The 22930-nt window shown below is 37.8% G+C and carries 15 protein-coding genes and 2 pseudogenes; 15 read left to right on the top strand and 2 right to left on the bottom strand.

What is annotated here, in order from left to right:
- The first annotated feature begins 287 nt into the window (after positions 1–287).
- Entirely contained in the window at positions 288–1919 is a 1632-nt protein-coding gene (gene rlmD / locus AC0THY_RS10305) for a 23S rRNA (uracil(1939)-C(5))-methyltransferase RlmD (RefSeq protein ID WP_489990522.1), read from the top strand.
- Positions 1920–2033: 114 nt separating this feature from the next.
- Here the strand turns inward: rlmD and AC0THY_RS10310 are convergent, their stop codons facing one another.
- The gene (locus AC0THY_RS10310) at positions 2034–2222 is read right to left on the bottom strand and encodes a helix-turn-helix domain-containing protein (RefSeq protein ID WP_489990523.1); all 189 of its coding nucleotides are present in this window, start codon (positions 2220–2222) and stop codon (positions 2034–2036) included.
- Between the two features lie 210 nt (positions 2223–2432).
- Here AC0THY_RS10310 and AC0THY_RS10315 point away from each other — a divergent pair.
- The 10 genes and pseudogenes from AC0THY_RS10315 (at position 2433) to AC0THY_RS10360 (ending at position 18007) form a co-directional block, all read left to right on the top strand.
- Positions 2433–3729 (top strand): annotated as a pseudogene (locus AC0THY_RS10315) (IS30 family transposase).
- 457 nt (positions 3730–4186) lie between these two features.
- Positions 4187–4408, top strand: a complete 222-nt coding sequence (locus AC0THY_RS10320) for a helix-turn-helix domain-containing protein (protein ID WP_489990524.1) — start codon at positions 4187–4189, stop codon at positions 4406–4408.
- Positions 4409–4481: 73 nt separating this feature from the next.
- Positions 4482–6287 carry a phosphoadenosine phosphosulfate reductase domain-containing protein gene (locus tag AC0THY_RS10325; RefSeq protein WP_489990525.1) on the top strand — a complete coding sequence of 602 codons (1806 nt, stop codon included), beginning with the start codon at positions 4482–4484 and terminating at the stop codon, positions 6285–6287.
- An 11-nt stretch (positions 6288–6298) separates the two neighbouring features.
- Entirely contained in the window at positions 6299–7183 is an 885-nt protein-coding gene (locus tag AC0THY_RS10330) for a DUF4007 family protein (protein ID WP_489990526.1), read from the top strand.
- A gap of 17 nt (positions 7184–7200) precedes the next feature.
- On the top strand, positions 7201–10800 hold the full coding sequence (locus tag AC0THY_RS10335) for a restriction endonuclease subunit S (protein ID WP_489990527.1): 3600 nt from the start codon (positions 7201–7203) through the stop codon (positions 10798–10800).
- A 10-nt stretch (positions 10801–10810) separates the two neighbouring features.
- The gene (locus AC0THY_RS10340; RefSeq protein ID WP_489990528.1) at positions 10811–11956 is read left to right on the top strand and encodes an aminotransferase class V-fold PLP-dependent enzyme; all 1146 of its coding nucleotides are present in this window, start codon (positions 10811–10813) and stop codon (positions 11954–11956) included.
- A gap of 96 nt (positions 11957–12052) precedes the next feature.
- Positions 12053–13777 (top strand): DEAD/DEAH box helicase, encoded by a 1725-nt coding sequence (locus AC0THY_RS10345; RefSeq protein ID WP_489990529.1) that lies wholly within the window; start codon positions 12053–12055, stop codon positions 13775–13777.
- An 11-nt stretch (positions 13778–13788) separates the two neighbouring features.
- Positions 13789–15582: an ATP-binding protein gene (locus tag AC0THY_RS10350; RefSeq protein ID WP_489990530.1), complete on the top strand. Its 1794-nt coding sequence runs from the start codon at positions 13789–13791 to the stop codon at positions 15580–15582.
- Positions 15583–15606: 24 nt separating this feature from the next.
- Positions 15607–16503, top strand: a complete 897-nt coding sequence (locus AC0THY_RS10355; protein ID WP_489990531.1) for a phospholipase D-like domain-containing protein — start codon at positions 15607–15609, stop codon at positions 16501–16503.
- Positions 16504–16801: 298 nt separating this feature from the next.
- Positions 16802–18007, top strand: a complete 1206-nt coding sequence (locus AC0THY_RS10360) for an IS256 family transposase (protein ID WP_489994127.1) — start codon at positions 16802–16804, stop codon at positions 18005–18007.
- Between the two features lie 599 nt (positions 18008–18606).
- Here the strand turns inward: AC0THY_RS10360 and AC0THY_RS10365 are convergent.
- Positions 18607–19266, bottom strand: a complete 660-nt coding sequence (locus AC0THY_RS10365) for a transposase (RefSeq protein WP_489990532.1) — start codon at positions 19264–19266, stop codon at positions 18607–18609.
- A 438-nt stretch (positions 19267–19704) separates the two neighbouring features.
- On the opposite strand from AC0THY_RS10365, the gene AC0THY_RS10370 reads away from it, so the two are divergent.
- From AC0THY_RS10370 to AC0THY_RS10385, 4 genes and pseudogenes are all read left to right on the top strand, one after another.
- Positions 19705–20298 (top strand): tyrosine-type recombinase/integrase, encoded by a 594-nt coding sequence (locus AC0THY_RS10370; RefSeq protein ID WP_489990533.1) that lies wholly within the window; start codon positions 19705–19707, stop codon positions 20296–20298.
- A gap of 2 nt (positions 20299–20300) precedes the next feature.
- A pseudogene (locus AC0THY_RS10375) lies at positions 20301–21379 on the top strand (IS91 family transposase).
- A 340-nt stretch (positions 21380–21719) separates the two neighbouring features.
- A complete protein-coding gene (locus AC0THY_RS10380; protein ID WP_489990534.1) occupies positions 21720–22730 on the top strand; it encodes a hypothetical protein in 1011 nt (336 codons plus the stop codon).
- A complete protein-coding gene (locus AC0THY_RS10385) occupies positions 22720–22914 on the top strand; it encodes a hypothetical protein (protein WP_489990535.1) in 195 nt (64 codons plus the stop codon). Before AC0THY_RS10380 ends, AC0THY_RS10385 begins: the two co-directional genes overlap by 11 nt.
- Positions 22915–22930: the final 16 nt, after the last annotated feature.

Here is a 22930-nt window from a genome sequence, read left to right on the forward strand (position 1 = left end):
TGCGGAAAGCCTGCCATGGGCAGCCTTTCAATAAGATAAGCGGAGATCCTCCCACCGTCATGGGTACAGAGGAATTCCCCAAAACAAGAGGAAGGGCAGTGGTCTCGGATATTCAGACAAGTATATGGGGTATTTATTTAGCGGAAAATGTACTAGATAAAAGTCATACTCTGTGAAATGGATGAGCGTAGATTGAAACAAATACTGAGGCTTTAAAAGGGCAGATGTCAGCAGACACCTGCCTTCTTTCACTCTTATAGAAAATTACAAAGGCAGAGGAGAGGAATATGAAAAAAGGACAAATTCTGGAAGGGCAGATTCAGAAAGTAATTTTTCCAAACAAAGGGATTGTGAAGGTAGAGGGAGAAGAAAAACAGGTCATTGTAAAAAATGGCATTGCTGGTCAGAAAGTGCGTTTTTCCATCAACAAGATCCGGAAGGGAAAAGGTGAGGGACGTCTTCTGGAAGTACTTGAAAAGGCACCTGGAGAGGTGGAGCCGGCCTGTATCCATTTCGGGGAATGCGGGGGTTGTACCTACCAGAATTTATCGTATGAAGACCAGCTGCGCATGAAAGAGAACCAGGTTAAAGAGCTGCTTAATAGCGTGTGTACAGACTTCGAGTTCGAGGAAATTAAAGGAAGCCCAAGGCCGGAGGCCTACCGCAATAAGATGGAGTTTTCCTTTGGGGATGAGGTTAAGGACGGTCCTCTTGCACTGGGGATGCATAAGAGAGGAAGCTTTTATGATATCGTAAATGTACCGGGCTGCCGTATTGTGGACGATGATTTTGGAAAAATCCTGACCTGTGTGCTGGAATACTGTAAGGAGGAGGGACTTACCTACTACCGCAAGCTGAGCCACGAGGGGTACCTGCGCCATCTGTTGGTTCGAAAAGGCGCTAAAACCGGCGAAATTCTGGTGGATATTGTGACCAGCACGCAGCAGGAGCACTCATTTAAAAAACTGGCAGACGGTCTTCTTGGACTTGCCCTGACCGGGAAGATTACAGGGATACTGCATACCTATAATGACAGTCTGGCAGACATAGTACAAAATGACTGCACAGACATCCTCTACGGACAGGACTTTTTTTACGAGGAGCTGTTGGGACTGAAGTTTAAGATTTCGCCATTCTCCTTTTTTCAGACAAATTCCTTGGGGGCAGAGGTGCTCTACGAGCTGGCCCGCTCCTATGTGGGAGAGACAAAGGATAAAGTGATCTTTGACTTGTACAGCGGAACCGGAACCATAGCACAGATGCTGGCCCCTGTTGCCAGAAAAGTGGTGGGTATTGAGATCGTGGAGGAGGCGGTGGAAGCAGCCAGGGAGAATGCTGCAATGAATGGGCTGGAGAACTGCGAATTTATAGCAGGAGATGTACTGAAGGCCATTGATCTGGTGGAGGAGCAGCCGGATCTGATTGTGCTCGATCCACCCAGGGATGGGATACATCCCAGGGCTTTGGAAAAGATCATTGGATTTGGGGTGGAGAAAATGGTGTATATTTCTTGTAAGCCTACAAGTTTGGTAAGAGACTTAGCGGTGTTGCAGGAAGGCGGGTACCGGGTGGTGAAGGGTGGGTGTGTTGATATGTTTCCTGGGACGCCGCATGTGGAAACGGTTGTCCTTTTGTCCAAACTAAAGTCGGCCAAATCTATTGAGGTTAAAATTGAGCTTGATGAGATGGATTTGACATCGGCAGAGAGTAAGGCAACCTATGATGAAATAAAGCAATATGTGCTTGAACATACAGGGATGAAGGTGTCACAATTATATGTGGCACAGGTTAAAAGAAAGCATGGTTTAATTGAACGGATTAATTATAATGTTGGCGATGGGAAATCTAAAGTTCCGCAAGTGCCATTGGATAAGGAAAAAGCGATTGAAGATGCATTGAGGCATTTTAAGATGATTTGATTAAATGTAATAGGTTGAAATTTCTAATGGACTCAAAGGTTTTGCGTAGAAAAGTGTTTTGTAAATAAAAATCCGGTGATGTAGGATAACTGTATTCCTACATTACCGGATTTTTTATTTGATGTATTCCATGATATCTCCTGGCTGACAATTTAAAAATGCACAAATTTTACAAAGCACATCCGTTGTCACACTTTCTCCTTTTGACAACTTTGCAAGTGTGGGAGCAGAAATCACTACTAATAAATCAGTTTTCTTCATGTCACGGCGTGAGAGTAAATCAAAAAGCTTATAATATCTCATCACCTCAATTGTAAATCGAAATGCAACCCTTCCAATTCCAGATTGAGTTAAAATCTAAAAATAAATATAGATGCCAGAAGGTTGCATTCTGGCTTACAAAAAAGATTGGTATAGTTTCATTACTTAATGAGATTACCAGTCTTTTCCGTTCCCATAGCACTATCGATTCCTTTATCCTATAAGAGTTGGCGGCCGAACGGAGGATATCGGATGTCTAAATTTTTTACTTACGAAGACAGGCACAGCCTGCAAAAATATCTAAAGGCTTCTTTGTCATTTAAGGAGATTGCGCGCCGCATAGATAAAAATCCAACTACCATCTCCAGAGAAGTTCGTAACTATAGCTCGCTCATTGCCACGGGTTATCCAGGTTTCACTTTCAATGCCTGTAAAAGCAGATTTGACTGCAGGAAGAAAAAGGTCTGTGGAAAAGAGTGTACCCGTAAATCAGATTCTATTGTAAGCTTTGCCAATCCTGTAATTCAAACTGTATAGAATTTCTGGAAGAAATATGCATGGCAAGATTTCGAGTGCCTTATGTTTGCAATGGTTGCGAAACCATTGGTAAGTGCACGCTTCTGAAAAACATTTATAATGCGGAACAAGCCCACCTCCATGCACATGAAAAGATTTCTGTATCAAGGAGCGGTCTTTGTGTTTCAGAGGAGGAAGTCAGCAGACTCAATCAAATCATTTCGCCTCTTGTGGAACAGGGGCAGTCCGTAAATCAGATTTATATCAATCATCAGGATGAACTGATGTGCAGTGAAAAGACCCTCTATAATTACATTGATACATGTTTGTTTGACATCAGAAATATTGACCTGCCTCGCAAAGTAAAATTCCGGGAACGGTACAAAAAGCCAGAATTCAAAGTTGATAAAGGCTGCCGTATAAATCGCAATTACAAAAATTTCTGTGAGTTCCTCGAAAAGAATTCTGACACAAACATTGTGCAGATGGATTCAGTTATTGGAGAAAAAGGAGCAAATGCCTTCTTGCCATTCACTTTGTGGAATGCAGTTTCATGCTTGCTTTTTTACGAGATGCGAATACTTCAAAATCAGTAACTGATATATTTGAAAGACTGCATCAAACACTTGGACATGAGATGTTTAAAAAGTTGTGTCCAGTGATTTTGACTGACAACGGAAGTGAATTCTCAAATCCTAAAGCAATTGAGTACGGGCCAGAGCGTTTTACAAGCCTAAGGACCAAAGTGTTTTACTGTGATGCCGCAAGTCCATACCAAAAAGGAGCGATTGAGGTAAACCATGAGCTGATACGCAGAATCCTTCCAAAAGGGACAAGCTTTCAAGGCCTTACACAGGCAGACATCAGCCTGATGATGAATCACATTAATTCATACAAAAGAAAAAAGCTGAACAATCGTAGCCTCTACGAAACCTTCAGCTTTTATCATGGAGAAGAGGTTTTACAAAAACTTGGATGTGATCTGGTAGCCGCCAGAGACATCCTGTTAAAACCAGCCCTTCTCAAAAAATAATACATTAGTGTGTCGCCAACGTCTAATCTGTCTAAGGAATTAGGGGTGGATTCTCCGATTAGAAAAAAATCGAGAGGGAGTCGACCTCCCTTTGGCATACTTTATATTATTATCATACGACAATAAAAGTAAAAAATCAAACTGCATTTCGCTTACAAAAGTGGCTTCTGGTTCACAAAACAAGCATATCGATTACAAAAGTGGCGTTTCGTTTACAAATATTCAATTGTCAATTACAAAGATGGCTTTTCAAATTACAAAGTGGCATCTAGTCTTACATGTGAGTTTAGTTTCTTAGTGTATTCTAAATGAGCATATATTAAACAGAAGATTAATTATGAGATATGAACAAAAAGGTATCGTTCTCAAACTTGCTTGTTTGACTTTTTTCGACGCTAGAGTTATACTAAAAAAGATATTCCGTAATAGGATAGCTACTTGACAGGGAGGTGAGCACATGGCTTCGAGTTATAAAAAACTCTGGAAATTACTGATTGATAAAGTATGGAAAAAGAAAGACTTGGAGGAAAGAGCACAGATAAGCCATTATACTATGAATAAGTTAAACCATGGGCGAAATGTGACTACTGATGTTTTGGAAAGAATTTGTTGTGCCCTTGAGTGTTCACCCAGTGATATAATGGAATTTATTTCTGAACGAGAAGAAGTTGATAAGTGATATAATTAATGCGGTATGCTTTTTACAGTTGCTGTGTGTAATTAAGATAAAAGGTAGGTGTGGATGAAGCATTATGTGGTGCAGAGATTGTGATATTGAGATAAAAGAAAAAATTTGTCCGATTTGCGGAGCCCATACTGTAGAGGACTCACCAGTGAAAGAGCATTGGTGTACTCGTTGCAACATCAAAACAAATGAAGATATCTGCCCTGTCTGTGGCGATTCTACAGTTGAGGATAAGCCGGTGGAGGTCTATTGGTGTAGTCATTGTAAAGTACCAATAATTAACGAGGTGAATCAAGCAGATAAGGGTATATGTCCTATTTGTGAGAGTGAGACAAAATATATGTCTAAAGACTTGCGGCCGGTATTCCCAGAAGAACGTTTACTGGTGGAAATTTTGTCAGAAAAAGGGCCTTTTGAATATATGAATTGTTCGGTATGGGCAGCAAATAATAGGTATTATGTTAATGGAAAATCAATTGTACTTTCAAACAAACTTTTTCGGTTTGCAGATGTTGACAGGGTGCGAGCGGTAATGGCAAAACATAGGGATGAAAACTCCTATGCTACGTTTAATACATATATTATGAGGTTTGTGGAAGCAAATAAGAATCGTTTGAATTATTTGATAGATGAGGCTGGACAGTTTGTCCGCTCTAAAGCAGTAGAATTCAAGAGAGAAAATTTGGTGATTTCATTTTCTGGTGGAAAGGATTCTACAGTAACAGCAGAGGTGGTAATTAGAGCATTAAGTGATTCAAGCTTAGTTCATATCTTTGGTGATACCACATTGGAGTTTCCACTGACGATGGAATATGCAGAAAGATATCGGCAAGAACATCCCTATGCTATTTTTCAGATAGCTCGAAATTATGAGCAAAATTTTGAGGAAGTTTGTGAAGATATCGGACCTCCCGCACGAATGATGCGGTGGTGCTGTTCAATGTTCAAGACGGGGCCGATTACAAGAGTAATCAATAGCCTTTACGGAAATGAACAAATATTGACCTTTTATGGGATAAGAAAAGCTGAATCTGTTAGCCGGAGTAAGTATAATAGATTTGAGGATGCTGCTGAATCAGTAAAAATACAGCAGCAGGCAGTAGCTTCTCCCATTTTCTTTTGGCGAGATATTGATATATGGCTTTACTTGCTATCTACAAAGATTGATTTTAATGATGCCTATCGTTTGGGATATGAAAGAGTAGGGTGTTGGTGTTGTCCCAACAACAATCAAAGAGCACAATTCCTTGCAAGGCTTTATATGCCAGAGAAAGCTACAAAATGGCGCAGTTTTCTTATAGCGTTTGCAAACAAAATTGGTAAACCGGATCCGGAAGTCTATGTGGATGAAGGATGGTGGAAAGCACGACAAGGTGGAAATGGTTTGAAGGCTGCAAATGATGTTAAAATAAAATTTGCAAACTGCACAGCAGAGAACCATGCGAAGATTTATCGCTTGGCTAGACCGTTTGATGATGAGCTTGTTGGGATGCTTGTGCCGTTTGGAAAGTTAGCACCAGAGCTAGGAAGTAAATTATTGAACGAGACCATCGTTTTAGATACTAGAACGAGTGTGCCGATTATATCTGTCCAGCCATTTGGACAAGAAGATTACGATTACGCCGTAAAAATTAGGACGATGAATGTAGTTGACCATGATGATTTGCAACGAATGATTGGTTATCAGATTCGTAAGTTTAATGCTTGTAGAAAGTGCTTGAAATGCGAGTCTCTATGCCGGTCAGGGGCTATTTCTATAGTTGGTGGTAGTTATTACATTAATCCCGAAAAATGCGTACACTGTAAGATGTGTGTAACAGCGAAATATCTTGAAGGCGGTTGCATGATGGATAAATATTTAAGAACGAAATGAGGTAATGAAATATGGCTGTGAAGTTTCGAGCCCATGACACATTTTTTATAAGAAAGGGTTGGCTAAATAAGGGGATGAAACATGTGGACCATAAGCCGAACGTGTTTGTAGATCGCACAGAGAACCCTATGGATGTTCTAGGAATTGGTGCAAATATGGTAAAAGCCTTACGATACTGGCTGCAGGCGGTGGGGTTAACCGAAGAACCACCTAGCGGTACTAGAACACAAAGCTTTACGGAGTTTGGTCAGTTGGTTTTTGATAACGACAAATTTATTGAGGAAATAGGAACCTTGTATTTACTTCATTATAAAATGGTTTCAAATGAGAAATTTGCCACTGCATGGTATATTTTTTTTAACGAATTTAATATGACAGAAATTACCAAAGAAGATTTTGTTATTGCCGTTAATAGCTATCTCTCGAAGATAGGAGAGACCGTTGCATCTCGTTCAATAGAAGATGATTTTGCGTGTATTATAAATACGTATCTTCCGCGGTTTAAATCAAATCCGAATAAAGTTTCTCCAGAGAATAACATAGATTGTCCTTTTGGTGAACTTGGGCTGATAGATTTTATGAATAAAAATAAGAAGATATATCGAAAATCTAAGCCTTCTGTTAATTCATTTGATCCTTGGGTAATTTTGGCGGTTATTTTTGACAGGGCTAATGGAAATACAGAGGTTCCACTCAATGATTTACTTACAACACCATCTAATATTGGGAAGGTGTTTAACCTTGATGCGATTAGTATGTTAGACATATTACACAGAGTTGAAAAGACAGGAATGATAAAGATAATCAGAACAGCTGGTTTGGATATTATACAGATAAAGGAACAAATGTCATTTGAGCAATGTGTTAAAAAATATTATCAAAGTATACAAAAATAGGACGAGGAGAAGCAAGGATGAGCAAAATGATTTCCGTCGCTTCTGGGTTTCAATATTCTGTGAATATTGCTTACGACCTGAACAGTGATGATAAATTAAAGAATTTTATACCAACTAAATCGGCATTAGACCTGTTAGAGGATGTTTTGTTGAGTACCATTCCAGCTTCTACGAATCGCTCACGGGTACTGGTTGGTGCATATGGCAAGGGGAAGTCACATATTGTCTTAACGATACTTTCTATATTAATAAAGAAAGATTTGAATCTATTTGCAAAATTGCTTCCTAAGGTTCAAGAAAACTCTCAATTATATCAGCTGCTTTTGAACTATTATGATAGTGACACAAAACTATTGCCAGTAATTATTACAGGTAGTAACACAAGCTTACCCCAGGCATTTCTATTAGCCTTGCAGAGAACGCTTGCAGAGAATAATCTTATCGATGTGATGCCTGAGACAAACTATAAAGCAGCCATTGCTACTATAAAACGTTGGGAGAAGGAATTTCCTGATACATATAAGAAATTTTGTGATAGCATTGGAATTTCGGTTGAATCGTTTATTTGTGAACTAGAGGATTATAAGATTGAAACATATGAGCGTTTTGAACGGGTTTATCCCCAATTAACATCTGGAAGTGTGTTTAATCCATTTATAGGATTTGATATTATAGATCTATATGAGAGTGTGGTTGAGGCAATCAGACCACGAGGATATTCAGGTGTTTATGTTGTATACGATGAATTTAGTAAATTTCTTGAGGCAAATATTACTGCTGCATCAGTTAGTGACACAAAGATGCTTCAGGACTTTGCAGAAAAGTGTAATCGAAGTAATGATAAGCAAATGCATCTTCTGTTGATTTCACATAAGGAAATTGCCAATTATATAGATAAGCTGCCAAAACAGAAGGTTGATGGTTGGCGTGGAGTTTCGGAGAGGTTTACCCATGTCCATATGAATAATAATTTTGCACAAACGTATGAAATAATAGCATCAGTTATTCAGAAAGATACTAATATTTGGCAATCGTTTTGCAAGAGTAAAAGTGCAGAATTTGAAAGCTTAAAGGCGACATATACAAAGCATGCCCTTTTTTCAGATGTTGCGGATGAAGACTTGGATAAAATAAGCCAAGGTTGTTATCCGCTGCATTTGGTGTCTACATTTATTTTACCAAGATTATCAGAACGCGTAGCTCAGAATGAACGTACATTATTTACGTTTCTTTCTGCTGAGGGAAAATCTACATTGCCAGCATTTTTGCAAAAGTATGAGGATGAATCCTTTGATGTAATTACTCCAGATATGATTTACGATTATTTTGAACCCCTTTTTATAAAGGAGGTTTACTCTGGTGATCTTCATAAAAATTACATTTTGGCAAGCACAATACTGGAAAAGCTTGAGCCAGAATCCTTGGAATCAAAAATTATTAAAGCTTTGGGTTTGATCTATATACTTGAGCAGTTTGATAAACTTAAACCTACTGTTGGTGAGATTGCTGATATGTTTAAGATAAGTTATCCGGTGGGTGTTATTAAAGAGGCAATCAATAATCTAATTGAGAAGAAGTATGTGATTTATTTGAAACGCAGTAATGATTATCTGCGTTTGAAACAGACATCCGGGGTGGATATTAGGGAGAAGATTAGTAATTTGATGGAAATTCAGCAGAGGACAGTAACGCTAAGGGATACGCTGAACTCTGTAAATTTTGATAATTATATTTATCCATACCGTTATAATGATGATAAAGAAATGATAAGATATTTTTCTTTTGAATTTATTGAGTCCTCAGAGATAGTTGATGATATCGATTGGAATGTAAAGAGTGAAGCTGTTGATGCGGATGGCATCATTTATGGAATCATACCTAAAGATGAAGAAGATATAATCAGGTTAAGTGAGAAGCTTCTAGGAGTTAATAGGGATATTTTACGACTTATGTTTATTATCCCGAAATATTATACAGAAATTGAAAATATTGTGCGTGAGTTTAATGCTGTGGTAACATTACGTGATTTATCTGTGGATGACAAGATTCTTTTTGAAGAATATGATGTTGTTTATGAGGATTTACGAGAAGTTTTAAGTAAGTTTATTAGTGCATATACGCATCCCGAGGAAATGAAGTCATCATACATTTACCGTGGGGAAATCTTACCAATAACAAGGAAAGCAGCATTGACAAGTCAGATATCATTGATTTGTGATGAGATATTTCCAGACACACCAGTAATCAATAACGAAGCTCTTAACAAGAATGAACCTACAGTTGCTGCTGTAAACAGCCGCAATAAGATTACCACAGCACTACTTAGGACGGAATTAGAGCCGAATTTAGGGTTTGCGGGTACTAGTCAGGAAGTTTCTATTATGAGGAACACTTTAGTACGTACTGGTATAGTTGTGGAAGACAATGATATGGTGCATATTAATATGCACCCAGAAGATGAACTGATAAGAAATATGCTTACGAAAATTGAAAGTTTTGTTATGCAGGCAAAAAGAGATGGCAGTGTGAATTTTGCAAAGATTTATGAGGTACTTACTTCTCCAGAAAATAGCATTGGACTGAGAAGAGGATTAATTCCATTATATATCGCAGTTGTATTTCATACCTATAAGCACGAAATCATTATATATGATAGATTTGGACAGATTTCTACTACAACGGATGCACTCCTTCAAATTAATGCAAATCCAGAAGGTTATACACTTCATTATTTGGATTGGAATCCAGAAAAGGAACAATATATAGAAGGGCTTAGCAAGGTGTTTGAGGATTTCATTATTCCAGCGGAGAAAAGTGCTAGCTCGTATGAATTTGTTGTTTCTGCAATTCGACGTTGGTTTATGTCACTCCCTAAGTATACTAAAGAGATAAATACATCTAAAAATAAACGTTATACTCCTTTTTTGAGAGTACTTAAAAGAAATGTTAGTGGCAACGAATTACTATTTAAGAGTTTACCAAAAGCATTTGATTTAGATGAAGTCTATATTGGAGTTGTTGATGAAATAGCTAGTGCAAAAAAGTATTATGATAATATACTTGATGAATTAAAAAAAGAGTTAATAAAAGAAGTAAAAATGTTATTTGTTTCAGAAACAAGTAGGGAAAATATAAAAAAAATGTCACTTGCATCTATAATAAATGATTGGTGTGAATCCTTAGAACCGGGTGCTTTTGAACAGATATTTAGTGATGGAACAGAGAGAATGCTTGGATTATTTCAAACGATTAGTAATGATGAAGGTGCTTTCATTGAACGGTTAGCAAAGCTCGCTACCGATTTGCGCATGGAGGATTGGGATAACGATACTCGAACGAAATTTGATGAAAATATCAAGATGTACAAAGTTACTGCCGAGGAGTATCACTTTGATAAAGTAAATAGTATTGATAAATCAGAGACGACAGGGTTCCAAGTTAGCTTTGTAGATGAAAAAAATGGTACCGTAACAAAGCGTTTTAATCCTGTGGAAACAAGTCCGCGAGGCAAATTACTCTATAACTCCCTATCCTCTACACTCGAAGGCATGGGTCAATCTATTACGGAGCAGGAAAAGAGACAAATTCTAATGGATTTGTTGAAAAGATTACTTTAGGGGGGGAAGCATGGGGTATTTTGACAATGCAGCAACGACATTTCCGAAACCGGAAAGTGTCTATACATTCATGAATGAATTTTATAAACAAAAAGGAGCCAATGCGGGCCGGGGGCAATATCAGCTCTCGCAGAGTGCAAGCAGTTTGATTTCAGATACTCGAATTAAAGTACAGAAATTGTTGCATTGTTCAGCAAAACAGGTTGTGTTTACCCCGACAGCAACAGTTGCATTAAATATTATTATTCAGGGATTGATTAAATCAGGATGTTGCAATATATACATTAGTCCATTTGAACATAATGCTGTAACAAGAATTCTGCATCATTATGAACAAGAGAATGTAATAAAAGTACATCAGCTTCAAGTATCCACAGGTATGGAATATGATTTGCAAAGGATACACTATCAATTCGATTTAGTTTCACCTGACATTGTGATTGTTAGTCATGCTAGTAATGTTTGTGGTTTGGTGGCTCCAGTAGAAGAAATCTTTTTCCTAGCTAAAGAGTATGGATCCATAACGGTGGTGGATATGGCGCAAACTGCTGGTCTTATTGATTGTAATGTTGGACTTTCTACATTTGATTTTTCTGTTTTTGCTGGTCATAAGACCTTATACGGGCCAACAGGAATTGCCGGTTTTGTAATGAATCCAGAGATAAAACTTCCGGCTGTTATTTTCGGAGGAACAGGGTATGAATCAGCAAATCAGAATATGCCAGATAGTATTCCAGAGAGATATGAAATGGGAACTACTAATATTATTGGAGTGGCTGGATTGTATGCTGCTTTGTCCTGGATTGAAGAAACAGGACTTACAAAAATTGTTGCGAAGGAAAAAGAAAACAGAAAACAGTTGCTGGGATTGCTGACAGAATATGATTTTATAAAGATTATTGGAAATAACGAAAAAAGAAATTATGTGGGCATTGTTTCTTGTTTGATAGATGGAATTAGTAGTGATAGCGCAGGTGTGATTTTTAATAGGTGTGGTATTGCTGTTCGAACAGGTTTACAGTGTGCTCCTTTAGCACATGAATTTTTGGGAACATTTCCAGCTGGAACAATAAGGTTAAGTGTAAATTACTTTACGTCTGAGAAGGACTATGAGGAATTACGAAAAGCTCTAGATTATATTCAGGATAATCTTTAGGCAGAATATACCAGCATAGTTTTGTAACATACACAAGATGAACTACAGAATGTTGAGAACTTAATACATAATGTAGCATAGGCAATAGGGGGAGCAATGTCAGATTATAAAGATGTGATGTTTAATTTCAGTGAACAGCAATTAAGAGATTATTTAGGAACGGAAGTAATTAACACTTTGGTGGAATGGATGCCTTCTGGAAAGTTACTCCTAACAAAAGCACGCCTAATTTCATATATCGACAAAATACATGGACTTGAAATATTCAAGAAAGATAATTTTAGGAAAGATTTACTTTTGGCCGGGACGGAAAAAGAAATAGAGGACATTAGCATTCAATGTCTCACCAAGTCCGAGAGATATGGTGCATCACCGAGAGAATTGGTTGAGGTTATATCCAAAAAGCCATGGGGGCAAAATAAAGTTACTGTATATTTGATAAAACTATGGAATTTACCAGTAGATATTCTTGAATCTGAAAAAGGCGATGATATCTTTAAGAATTCTTTAACTGCTGGGGAGAGGTTTTATGAATTATTAGATTACCAATATTTCATTAAACAACAGGCAATGAATGTATTGACCTCTGGGAATATATTGCAAAGAATGCTGGTTCATATGCCTACAGGTACCGGGAAAACAAAAACTTCAATGCACATTATTGTGGATTATATCAATTTTCATTTACATAAGAGTGGCATTGTTATATGGGTTGCACACACGAAAGAACTACTTCTTCAGGCGTTTTCGACATTTGAGGAAATATGGGGGCACTTAGGGGATGGAGAAATTAACGCATATAAGTTTTGGGGGAGTTTAAATTCAGAGGATGATGAGATATCAGATGGCATTGTCTTTTGTGGATTACAGAAGCTTATGTCAATAGCAAAAAACAATCCTGTTATGATGGAAAAATTGAAACTTAATTGCCGTCTCATAGTTTTTGATGAAGCGCACAAAGCGGCAGCTAATGAAACTAAAAAAGTTATCGAAGAGCTGATGCAGATGAAAGTCGGTTATCCAGATAGGCATTTGATAGGTTTGTCAGCAACACCAGGAAGAACAACAGAGTTTTCCTATGATAATGATCTTCTTGTTCATATGTTCGGTAATAGATTGATTAGAATAGACGCAAATATCTTAAACCAAGTTAATTTGGGAAGACTCCAGGCATTAAATACTATTGCTGAGACTAATATTATTAAATATTTTCAACAGAGACAAATTCTATCGAAATTAACCGTGGAACGATTAGAATATGAAAAAAATTATACAGAAGAAGAAATAAAAAAAATAAAAAGGGAATTGGCTTATATTAGAAATAGCGATACCGATTTTTCTGCAAAGCAATTGGAAGTACTTGCTAATAACAAAAACAGAAATTTAGGGATATTAAAACGATTGCGCATATTAAATCATGAACAAATGCCAACCATTGTATTTGCCTGTAATGTTTTGCATGCCAAAATGCTTGCAGCAATGCTTACAGTAGATGATATACCAAATAGTTTAGTGCTTGGAGATATGGATCCAGTAAAGCGGAAAGCGGCAATAGATAATTTTAAGGATAGAACATCTAAAGTTAATATCATTATCAATTATGATGTTCTTACTACGGGTTTTGATTCAACCAATATTGGATGTGTATTTATTACCAGACCTACAAAATCAGTTGTATTGTATAGTCAGATGATAGGAAGAGGACTTCGTGGACCAATGATGGGTGGTAATAAGGAATGCCTTCTCATAGATGTAAAAGATAATATTGAAGCATTTGATAGTGAAGAAGCTTTTCAACATTTTGATGATTATTGGAATTAAGGAGGATGACAATGAGTCATAGTATAGTAGATGTTCGTCATATAGGAGATGCATTAAGGAATACCGGATATAAGAATATTGAAAGTGCAGTTGCCGAAATTATTGATAATGCAGTAGAAGCAGATGCAGATGATATTTTTGTGATTATCAGTGAGGAATTAAATCTTAGCACGGGAAGAAAACAAGTTAGTGAAATAGGGTTCTTAGACAACGGTTATGGAATGACTTCACAAATCCTGGGGAGTTGTCTAGGGCTTGGCTCTACAACAAGGGCACAGCGTCGAGGAATGGGTAGATTTGGTGTAGGATTACCCCAATCATCTTTATACGCTTGCCCAGAAGTAGAGGTGTTTTCTTGGCAGTCAGGTGTGGATAGTGTACAAAAGGTGTTCCTTAACATTGAAAAAGTGAAAGAAGGTATTCAGAAAGAAATTGAGGATCCTATTGCTGAAGCATTGCCGGAGAAATATATTAAATACATTAGCTATATCACACCAGGGAGAACATATGATTTTTCGAAAAGTGGAACACTGGTTATTTGGAAACATTGTGATAGAATTCAACCCAAAACTTGTGGGCCCCTATCGGAGCGACTTGAATTTGCTTTAGGGCAAAAATTTAGGTATTTTATAAGTAAAGGAATATCGTCAATCCGCATTATTCCGGATGAAAACCAAGAGAGTGCTATTGACGTATGCCCGAATGACCCACTTTTCCTTATGGAAAATAATCTTGTTCTTGGCGATCCCTCACACCCTACAGAATTAAATAAAAGAAAACATGGTGCACCATATGTTCCTGTGTTTGAGTCTTATAATGGAAAAGACCATCAGATTAATAATGGCACGATTGAGGTTCCAGTTAAATACTATGATAAAACAGGAGAAGTTGCTGAATCTATAGTAATTGTCAGATTCTCAATTGTAAGACAGGAGTTTTATGATGAAACAGCTTGTAAATCTAATCCAGGGCAACAACCTTTTGGTAAGTATGCAAAAAAATTAGAAGGTATCTCTGTTGTAAGAGCTAACCGAGAAATAGATTTCAGACAGTTTGATTTTTATGAGAATATTAATGAGCCTGAACACCGTTGGTGGGGATGTGAAATAATCTTTCAGCCTGAACTTGATGAGTTATTTGGTGTGTCAAATAATAAGCAATATGTAGAACTAAAGAGAATAGATCAGAATGATGTTGATCCCGACGATGATGTTAAACCTATTTGGTATCAGCTCTATGGAACGGTATATGACACAATAAAAAGCATGTATGCTAGGAATAAAGCTATTCGAAAAATGACCAGGTCTACAAATGATATTGAAACAGCAGCAGTTGATATTATTAATAATGTAGAGCAGGATTCTGATGATGAAGAGCCATCTGTAACAAAAGAAGTGCGCTCAATGGCTAATGAGCAGGAGCTGATTGAAAAGGGAAAAGATGAGTTAAAGCAGCAAGGAATAGCCAATCCTACAGACGAAGATGCTCAACGTTTTATTAATAACTTTGTGAACATAAAGTATGCACAAATAGGGCAATTTGGTCCATTATTTGATTTTAACTTCGAACTTTCATGCGTTATGCTTACAATTAATACCGATCATAAGTTCTATACTGAGTTTTTGAGTGAGATATTTGATAGTGGAGAAGTAAAGACATCTTTTGAACTACTTATTGCTTCTTTTGTGCAGGCAATAAATAAAACTAATCGCTATCAGAAAGAAGAGAATGATAGATTGGTTACATTATGGCAACAGAGATTACTTCAATATATTAATGAACAGTTAAATCCAAGAAAGCGTTGATTGGTGTGATATATGAGTTTACTTATGTCGGATGAAATAAAACGGATAGTTTTTGAAGAATTAGAATCTGCCACGCAGTCCATTCATATTATTTCTGCTTTCTGTAAATATAATGCATTTGATGAACTTTTAAAGCATATCCCATTAAGTGTAACCTCAAAGAAATTGTTATTACGTTTTAGATTGGATGATTTAATTAATGGAAGTACAGATTTTGAGGTTGTGGAACGATGCCGTCAGAAGAATTGGAAAGTTTATATTAGATTGGATTTGCATGCAAAGACTTACATAATTGATAAAAAGCGTGGAATTATTGGAAGTGCTAATGCAACTGGTAGAGGGTTGTCATTTGGTAGAAATGGAAACCTTGAAATTGCTACACTTATTGATATAAGTGACAGTGATAAGCGCAAAATAGATATGCTGTTTTGGGAGGCAGTTGAAATAGAAGATGAACTGTTTGAAAAGTTACAACAACAGTATTATTCCATATCAGATAGTTGCAATTTGGATTTAGTACAAAAAAAATGGAGCAGAGATATTGAAGGACTCATAACTCCAGATATAACTACACTTTTTTCATATGATTTTCCGGATGAAGATGATGTAAATGGAAACAGTGTGTATCGTTTTCTTGGCTTGCCGGTAGAAACAAAGAGAGAGGTTATTGTTGAAACTTTTAAGTGGTGTCGTTGTAATGTATGGTTGCGAAAAGTCTTAAGAGAACACGGTGGTGAAATATATTATGGTGAACTTTCGTCACTACTTCATAAAGCTATTGTAGAAGATCCCAGACCATATAGGAAAGATATCAAAAAGCTTTTATCAAATCAAATTAGGTGGATTGAATTACTTGCATCAGACGATATAGTTATTGAACGCCCGAATTATTCACAGCGTATACGATTAAGGGATTACTGATGTTATTGATAATATTTCTGATGAAGAATACAAGATTAATTCTAATGCGTAATGATTTATAATGATATGAGACCGTTTCAAAGTGGACCTGTTGACAAATCCATTTTTTGAGGGATTTTTGTAGGCTTTCTCTCCCGGAACGAAATAGAAAGACTGGTAAATCTGGGTTACTCACACCGCGAGTCTGTGAAAGTTTTTCTGTAAATAAAGATTCTAAGGGTCTTCTATGATAAAATAAAATCATAGGAGGCCTTTTATTATGGCAAAAAGAGAAAAGAAACCAGTACACAGAGTACAAATGACAGAAGGAAAACGCAACATCATCCATCAGCTCTTGGAGGAGTATGACATTGAGTCTGCACAGGATATTCAGGATGCACTCAAAGATTTACTTGGCGGAACCATCAAGGAAATGATGGAAGCTGAAATGGATGACCACCTTGGATACGAAAAATCCGAGCGTTCAGACAGTGATGATTATCGTAATGGCTACAAATCCAAACGTGTTAACAGCAGCTATGGCTGCATGGATATCGATGTTCCTCAGGATCGTAAGTCAACCTTTGAACCTCAGGTTGTAAGAAAACGCCAGAAGGATATCTCTGATATTGATCAGAAAATCATCTCCATGTATGCAAAAGGAATGACTACCCGACAAATATCTGAAACGATGGAGGATATTTATGGTTTTGAAGCATCAGAAGGATTTATTTCAGATGTAACAGATAAGATTCTTCCACAGATTGAAGACTGGCAGAACCGTCCATTGGATGAGATTTATCCAATCCTGTACATAGATGCCATTCATTATTCTGTCCGGGATAATGGCGTGATTCGAAAATTAGCCGCATACGTTATTCTTGGGATCAACACAGAAGGAAAGAAGGAAGTTCTGACAATCAATGTCGGAGATAATGAAAGTTCTAAGTATTGGCTCTCTGTGCTGAATGAACTAAAAAATCGTGGAGTAAAAGATATCCTCATCATCTGTGCCGATGGGCTTAGCGGAATCAAAGAAGCTATTGCTGCTGCATTCCCTAAAACAGAATACCAGCGTTGCATTGTCCATCAGGTTAGAAATACTCTAAAATACGTACCTGACAAAGACCGTAAAGCATTTGCAACAGACCTTAAAACCATCTACCATGCACCAGATGAGAAGAAAGCGCTGGAAGCCCAGGAACGGGTCAGCGAAAAATGGACACCTAAATATCCCAATTCCATGAAACGCTGGAGTGATAACTGGGAGGCCATATCCCCGATTTTTAAGTTTTCTTCACAGGTTAGAAAGGTCATTTACACGACGAATGCGATTGAAAGCCTGAACGGCACCTATCGCAAGCTGAATCGTCAGAGAAGTGTATTTCCGAGCGATACCGCTCTGTTAAAAGCACTTTATCTGTCCACATTTGAAGCCACGAAGGGTTGGACAACAACAATTCGGAACTGGGCTCAGGTCTATGGGGAACTGAGTATCATGTATTCGGACCGACTGCCAGAATAAGAAGTACAGTCCTGAAAAAGGCGGGAATCACTCGCCTTCTCTTGACATGCAAGGATATCTAAAGTATATATATAACAAGAGCTGGAAGCTAATTCCTTAACTTACCAGCTCAAACTTATCATAGAAGAACTGTATTTACAGACTTTTCTTCACACACTCCACACCGCTTTTACCAGTCTTTTAAGGTTTCATGCTGTTGCCGATAAGAGGCATTCTTCCTCGCTTTTTGAAGGCCCCTTTTCTGTATCTTATTCCGTTTGTGTTCTCGCTTTAGAACAGTAAATGTCCCTTCCACCCATATCTGTCTTAGCCGCATGATTCTCAGATAATCACTGGTTCTCACTTTCTGATTATTCCGATAAAAAGATGGGTAATAGGCGCTGGCATTGATCATCACGGTACCCATATCGGTTGCACAGGCGACAAACCATGGTCATTTTTTACATTGTTTTTTGAACGGCTATTTAAACGGTAATAGTTTTGCGTTGATTTTTTGTAGATCAGTTTCTGAAACTCCAGCCCTCTGTGTACTGCTCCTATATCATATCCTCCGTCTAAGCCAATTTCCTGATACTCGCAAGGCTGTCTTTTCAAATAATTCAGGATAATATCACTTTCCCGTTGGTTCGCTGGAAATAACCGCATTCCGGATCTGTGTGGCTCTTTATGGAGTCTTTCTCTATTTCCACATTTTCTGGTTTCTTATAACCCGGCATGGAAGAAAGTTCGGTCTCCAATTCCTCCATATATTTTATGGTGGAACGATTAATTAGCTCAACTGTTTCGTAACGGCTGTTCCACGATACATTGGATGGAAGAAACGAACCATCCGTAACACCTGTTTCTCCAGATACGATCCCAAGCTGGATGCACTTCAAAACAATCTCATTAAAAATTTCCCGAAATATACTGGCATCTTTGAAACGCCGTCTTCTATTCTGACTAAAAGTCGAATGATCCGGTACCCTATGCATGAGATCAAGCCCACAAAACCAGTGGTAGGCAGGGTTAAGCGACACTTCCTCTTCAAGCCTTCGTTCTGATTTGATTCCATAAAGATAGCCAATGAGCAGCATTTTTATCAGGATAACCGGATCAATAGATTTTCTTCCAACCTTAGAATAATAGGGGGCTGTCTTTTCATATATGAAATCAAAGTTTACACAGTTTTTAATCTGTCTCAGGAGATGGGTCTCTGGAATCATAGAATCTATGTTAAAAATTACCATCTGAATTTGCCCAGTCTGTTTTTCCATCATAAAAATGACCTCCCGCAATTGATATGATAATTATACCATACAGAAGGTCATTTTTCTTTAGTTTGTCAACAGGTCCTTTTTGGGATACTCCTGCAGTTTCTTTTTCTTCTAAAAAAGCAGTGACAGGAATGTCCCAAGATAGTATTGTTTAAGTACGACCAAAAACAATCTTCAAATACGGGCTTGTCCCGGTCACTGCCTATGAAAATAATACTATCTATTCGCTTGTTTTACAAGCACTTTTTTGATGCAAATGTACCTCCATGCATACTGTACGAGCGTTGCCCACTTTTTGAACTATACTGGTAAGACAGTGGATTCTCTAAATACAGATGATGTTGATGTCGTCCTGACTGAAAAGAGACTTTCCGGGTTTTTCCTGAGACCTACAATCACTATCATTCCGGTATTCGCTTCTTTTACAAGAAAGTCTTGAAGATGAACTGGGATGATGATATCCCACGCATGAAAAGAGACCGCAGATTACCAACTGTGCTTACAAAAACAGAAATATCAGCCATTCTTGATGCAACGCAAAATCTCAAGCACAAAGCCATGATTGCTGCCATGTATTCAGGCGGCTTGCGTGTGTCAGAGGTTATACACCTTCATTATGATGATATTTCACGCACGAATAAAACAATACACATCAGTGATGGCAAGAGCCGCTTTGACAGTTATACCCTGCTCACTGACCGAACCCTTGAAATTCTGACGGAATACTGGTTTGACTGCGGCAAACCCAGGGGAATCCTGTTCCCAAGTTCTTGGACTGGTGATTATCTCGTAAGGGACAGTGTCATTCAATTTTTTCGCGAAAGTGCCAAAAGAGCAGGGATTCAAAAGCATGTCTCCACACACTGCTTACGCCACAGTTTTGCAAGCCATCTGTTTGAATCAGGGTGTGATGTAAGATATATCCAGGCCCTTTTGGGACATCGCGGTCCAAGGTCAATCGAGATTTATCTTCATGTAAGCAATAAAACCTTATTTGGCATTAAAAGCCCATTTGACGAGATGGGTGGTGAATGATGGTGGAAAAATCATGTACGGTACAAGATGTGTTTGACCGCTTTTATCCTGCTTATGAAAAAGCGCACATCCTTCCTGCCCATAACAGAAAAGCGGCCTTTCACATCATGAACTGTAAAACAGGAGCTTTTGGTGTAAATATCAGTGTCTGTGAGGACTGCGGATGTATCTGTGTTCACAATAATTCATGCAGAAGCCGCTGCTTCCCATGTGCCAGGAGTTTCCAAAAGAAAAGTGGATTGATGCACAAAAAGAGAATGTTCTGGATGCACCTTATTATCATGTTGTGTTTACTGTGCCGGAGGAATTGAATTCTATTATCTACAGTAATCAGAAACTTCTGTATGATGTGCTATATCATGCTGCATCCGCAACCCTGAATAAACTGTCAAAGGATTTAAAGTATCTTGGAGCCAATATAGGATATATTTGTATTCTTCATACCTGGGGCTCAGCGATGAATTATCATCCCCATATTCATACCGTTGTCCTTGGTGGAGGTCTTGATAATAAGAATAAATGGAAAGATACAGGTGGAAAGTTCTTCCTTCCATACGGTGTCATATCAAAAGTATTCTGAGGTAAATATCTGGAGGAATTGAAAAGTCTATGGAATGATTCAAAGCTGGAGTTTCACGGAACAGCAGAAAAGTATCAAAACCGATATTTATTTAGGGAACTTCTGCATGACTGCTATAAAAAGAACTGGTTCACTTACTGCAAAGAGACCTTCACCGGGGCGCAGTACGTTATGAACTATCTTGGGAAATACACGCATAGGATAGCAATTAGTAATCACAGAATCAAATCCATGACGGAAACAACTGTAACATATGCAGTGAAGGACCATAAGAATGAAGGACACTGGAAAGACGAAACGATTCCCGATGACGAATTCATACGTCGCTTTTTGATGCATGTACCGACCAAACGGTTCGTCAGAATCCGTCACTATGGTTTGTTATACTGCCGGAACAAGAGTAAAAAAATGACGCAATGTAGGAATTTAATTGGTGGGAAAATGGTATCATCCCGGCCAGATACGTGTGCCCCTCCTGCATCAGTACATATGAGATGTTAAAATCTGTAACGAAATATTTTAAAAAGCTTCCACTATGAAAGTTTATTTGTCATACTCAAAAATGACTTTTAGCAGAAATAAGCTATTCTTAAAATATGTGATATGTTAAACTTAAGGGAAAGAACAAATATTGAATCCCCATGTTACTGGCTAAAGGGACGCGACTTTGTTCACTAAGGAAAAATCGAAATTGATGTAAACAAAAGGGCAGTTACTTGCAAGCTAAAACTGCTTTTTCGTTTACAACAACTCCGATTGTTTCCTTAACAATTTGGCGAGGTGATTTCTTCACAAAATTTACAAGTGTAGTTATAGAGAACAGCAGAAAAGAGCACGCTTAATGGAAGAAACAATTGATATATCACCAGAATACATTGAAATAATTGCTGATGAAGATTACAGTTATGAAGTTGTTGAACATTTTTCTGATACGCCCGAAGTGGCAAAACCACTGTTAAAAGGTGCTAAAACCGCATTTAAGAAAATTGAGGAGATGTTATACAAAGCACCAGCTTTTATCAATTTGGTAAAAGTCAGTGTTCCGGAGCAGGCTTTCCAAGCAATTTTGACTGATGAACAGAAAACACAGATAGCCAATGGGGCCTTAAAGCTCATGACAAAAAAAGATGGCACGTTAATGGCAATTTTGGTAAACACGGAAACGAATAAAATTGTATCAACAATTTCTCTTAAGAGTATTGACCTATCGCTTGCATTAACTGAAGCAATGTCCAGTTATGCAGCTCAAATGCAGATGGCTCAGATTGCAGAAGAAATTCATACGGTTCAACTTGCAATTGAAGAAGTAAGGCAGGGACAAGAATACGACAGATTGGCAATAGCATATAGCTGTCAGCAAAAACTATTGCAAGCCACGCAGATTAAAAATCCTGAATTGATAGCAATAGCACTTATGAGAATTGCTTCTGATGCGGAAGATAGCAGAATATTTTTGATGCAAAGTCAAAATGCTAATTTGACCTTTATAAAGGAACAACCGGAGTCTTTCTGGGGCAAACTCATATCTGGTGCAAATCCTGAAAAGATAAGTCAAAGGATGAATGAAATCCGAGAAAGTTTGTCCGCTGTGAATATGGTTTCATTGGCAGAGGCGATAGCATATCAGGAATTGGGAGAAAGTGCGGCAGCGCGTCAAAGCCTTCAATATTATGCGGGATACTTACAGAAGGCATACTTATCTACTGACGGCTTGATACAGAGATTGGATTTGATTGACCCAGCACCTGAAAATTACTGGTCTAAAACACTACCGGATATCAATATAAAAATACAGGCACTTCCCTGCATAGAAAATGTGTCTTTCTTAGAAGGTGATGACGATGGAGAATAAGGTATATAAGAAGTGTCAAAAACCACTTTCAGACGGATATAAGCATAAAAAATGCGAATCCTGCAGAAATGAACAAGTGCAGAGTGTAAAAAATGGATTGAAGGCAACAGTGGGTGTAGCTGGTGCAGTTGCAAGTTTTGCGATTGTAGTTGTGACTAAAGGCAAAATCAATCCTAAAAAGTAGGTGATTATTTGGAAAG

It is taken from the genome of Ruminococcus sp. 8Y-12 (genome assembly GCF_058119865.1).

Bases quoted from the DNA above. Each gene is read 5' to 3' on its own strand.
- rlmD (WP_489990522.1), top strand. From the start codon at position 288: ATGAAAAAAGGACAAATTCTGGAAGGGCAGATTCAGAAAGTAATTTTT.
- AC0THY_RS10310 (WP_489990523.1), bottom strand. From the start codon at position 2,222: ATGAGATATTATAAGCTTTTTGATTTACTCTCACGCCGTGACATGAAG.
- AC0THY_RS10320 (WP_489990524.1), top strand. From the start codon at position 4,187: ATGGCTTCGAGTTATAAAAAACTCTGGAAATTACTGATTGATAAAGTA.
- AC0THY_RS10325 (WP_489990525.1), top strand. From the start codon at position 4,482: ATGTGGTGCAGAGATTGTGATATTGAGATAAAAGAAAAAATTTGTCCG.
- AC0THY_RS10330 (WP_489990526.1), top strand. From the start codon at position 6,299: ATGGCTGTGAAGTTTCGAGCCCATGACACATTTTTTATAAGAAAGGGT.
- AC0THY_RS10335 (WP_489990527.1), top strand. From the start codon at position 7,201: ATGAGCAAAATGATTTCCGTCGCTTCTGGGTTTCAATATTCTGTGAAT.
- AC0THY_RS10340 (WP_489990528.1), top strand. From the start codon at position 10,811: ATGGGGTATTTTGACAATGCAGCAACGACATTTCCGAAACCGGAAAGT.
- AC0THY_RS10345 (WP_489990529.1), top strand. From the start codon at position 12,053: ATGTCAGATTATAAAGATGTGATGTTTAATTTCAGTGAACAGCAATTA.
- AC0THY_RS10350 (WP_489990530.1), top strand. From the start codon at position 13,789: ATGAGTCATAGTATAGTAGATGTTCGTCATATAGGAGATGCATTAAGG.
- AC0THY_RS10355 (WP_489990531.1), top strand. From the start codon at position 15,607: ATGTCGGATGAAATAAAACGGATAGTTTTTGAAGAATTAGAATCTGCC.
- AC0THY_RS10360 (WP_489994127.1), top strand. From the start codon at position 16,802: ATGACAGAAGGAAAACGCAACATCATCCATCAGCTCTTGGAGGAGTAT.
- AC0THY_RS10365 (WP_489990532.1), bottom strand. From the start codon at position 19,266: ATGATGGAAAAACAGACTGGGCAAATTCAGATGGTAATTTTTAACATA.
- AC0THY_RS10370 (WP_489990533.1), top strand. From the start codon at position 19,705: ATGAACTGGGATGATGATATCCCACGCATGAAAAGAGACCGCAGATTA.
- AC0THY_RS10380 (WP_489990534.1), top strand. From the start codon at position 21,720: ATGGAAGAAACAATTGATATATCACCAGAATACATTGAAATAATTGCT.
- AC0THY_RS10385 (WP_489990535.1), top strand. From the start codon at position 22,720: ATGGAGAATAAGGTATATAAGAAGTGTCAAAAACCACTTTCAGACGGA.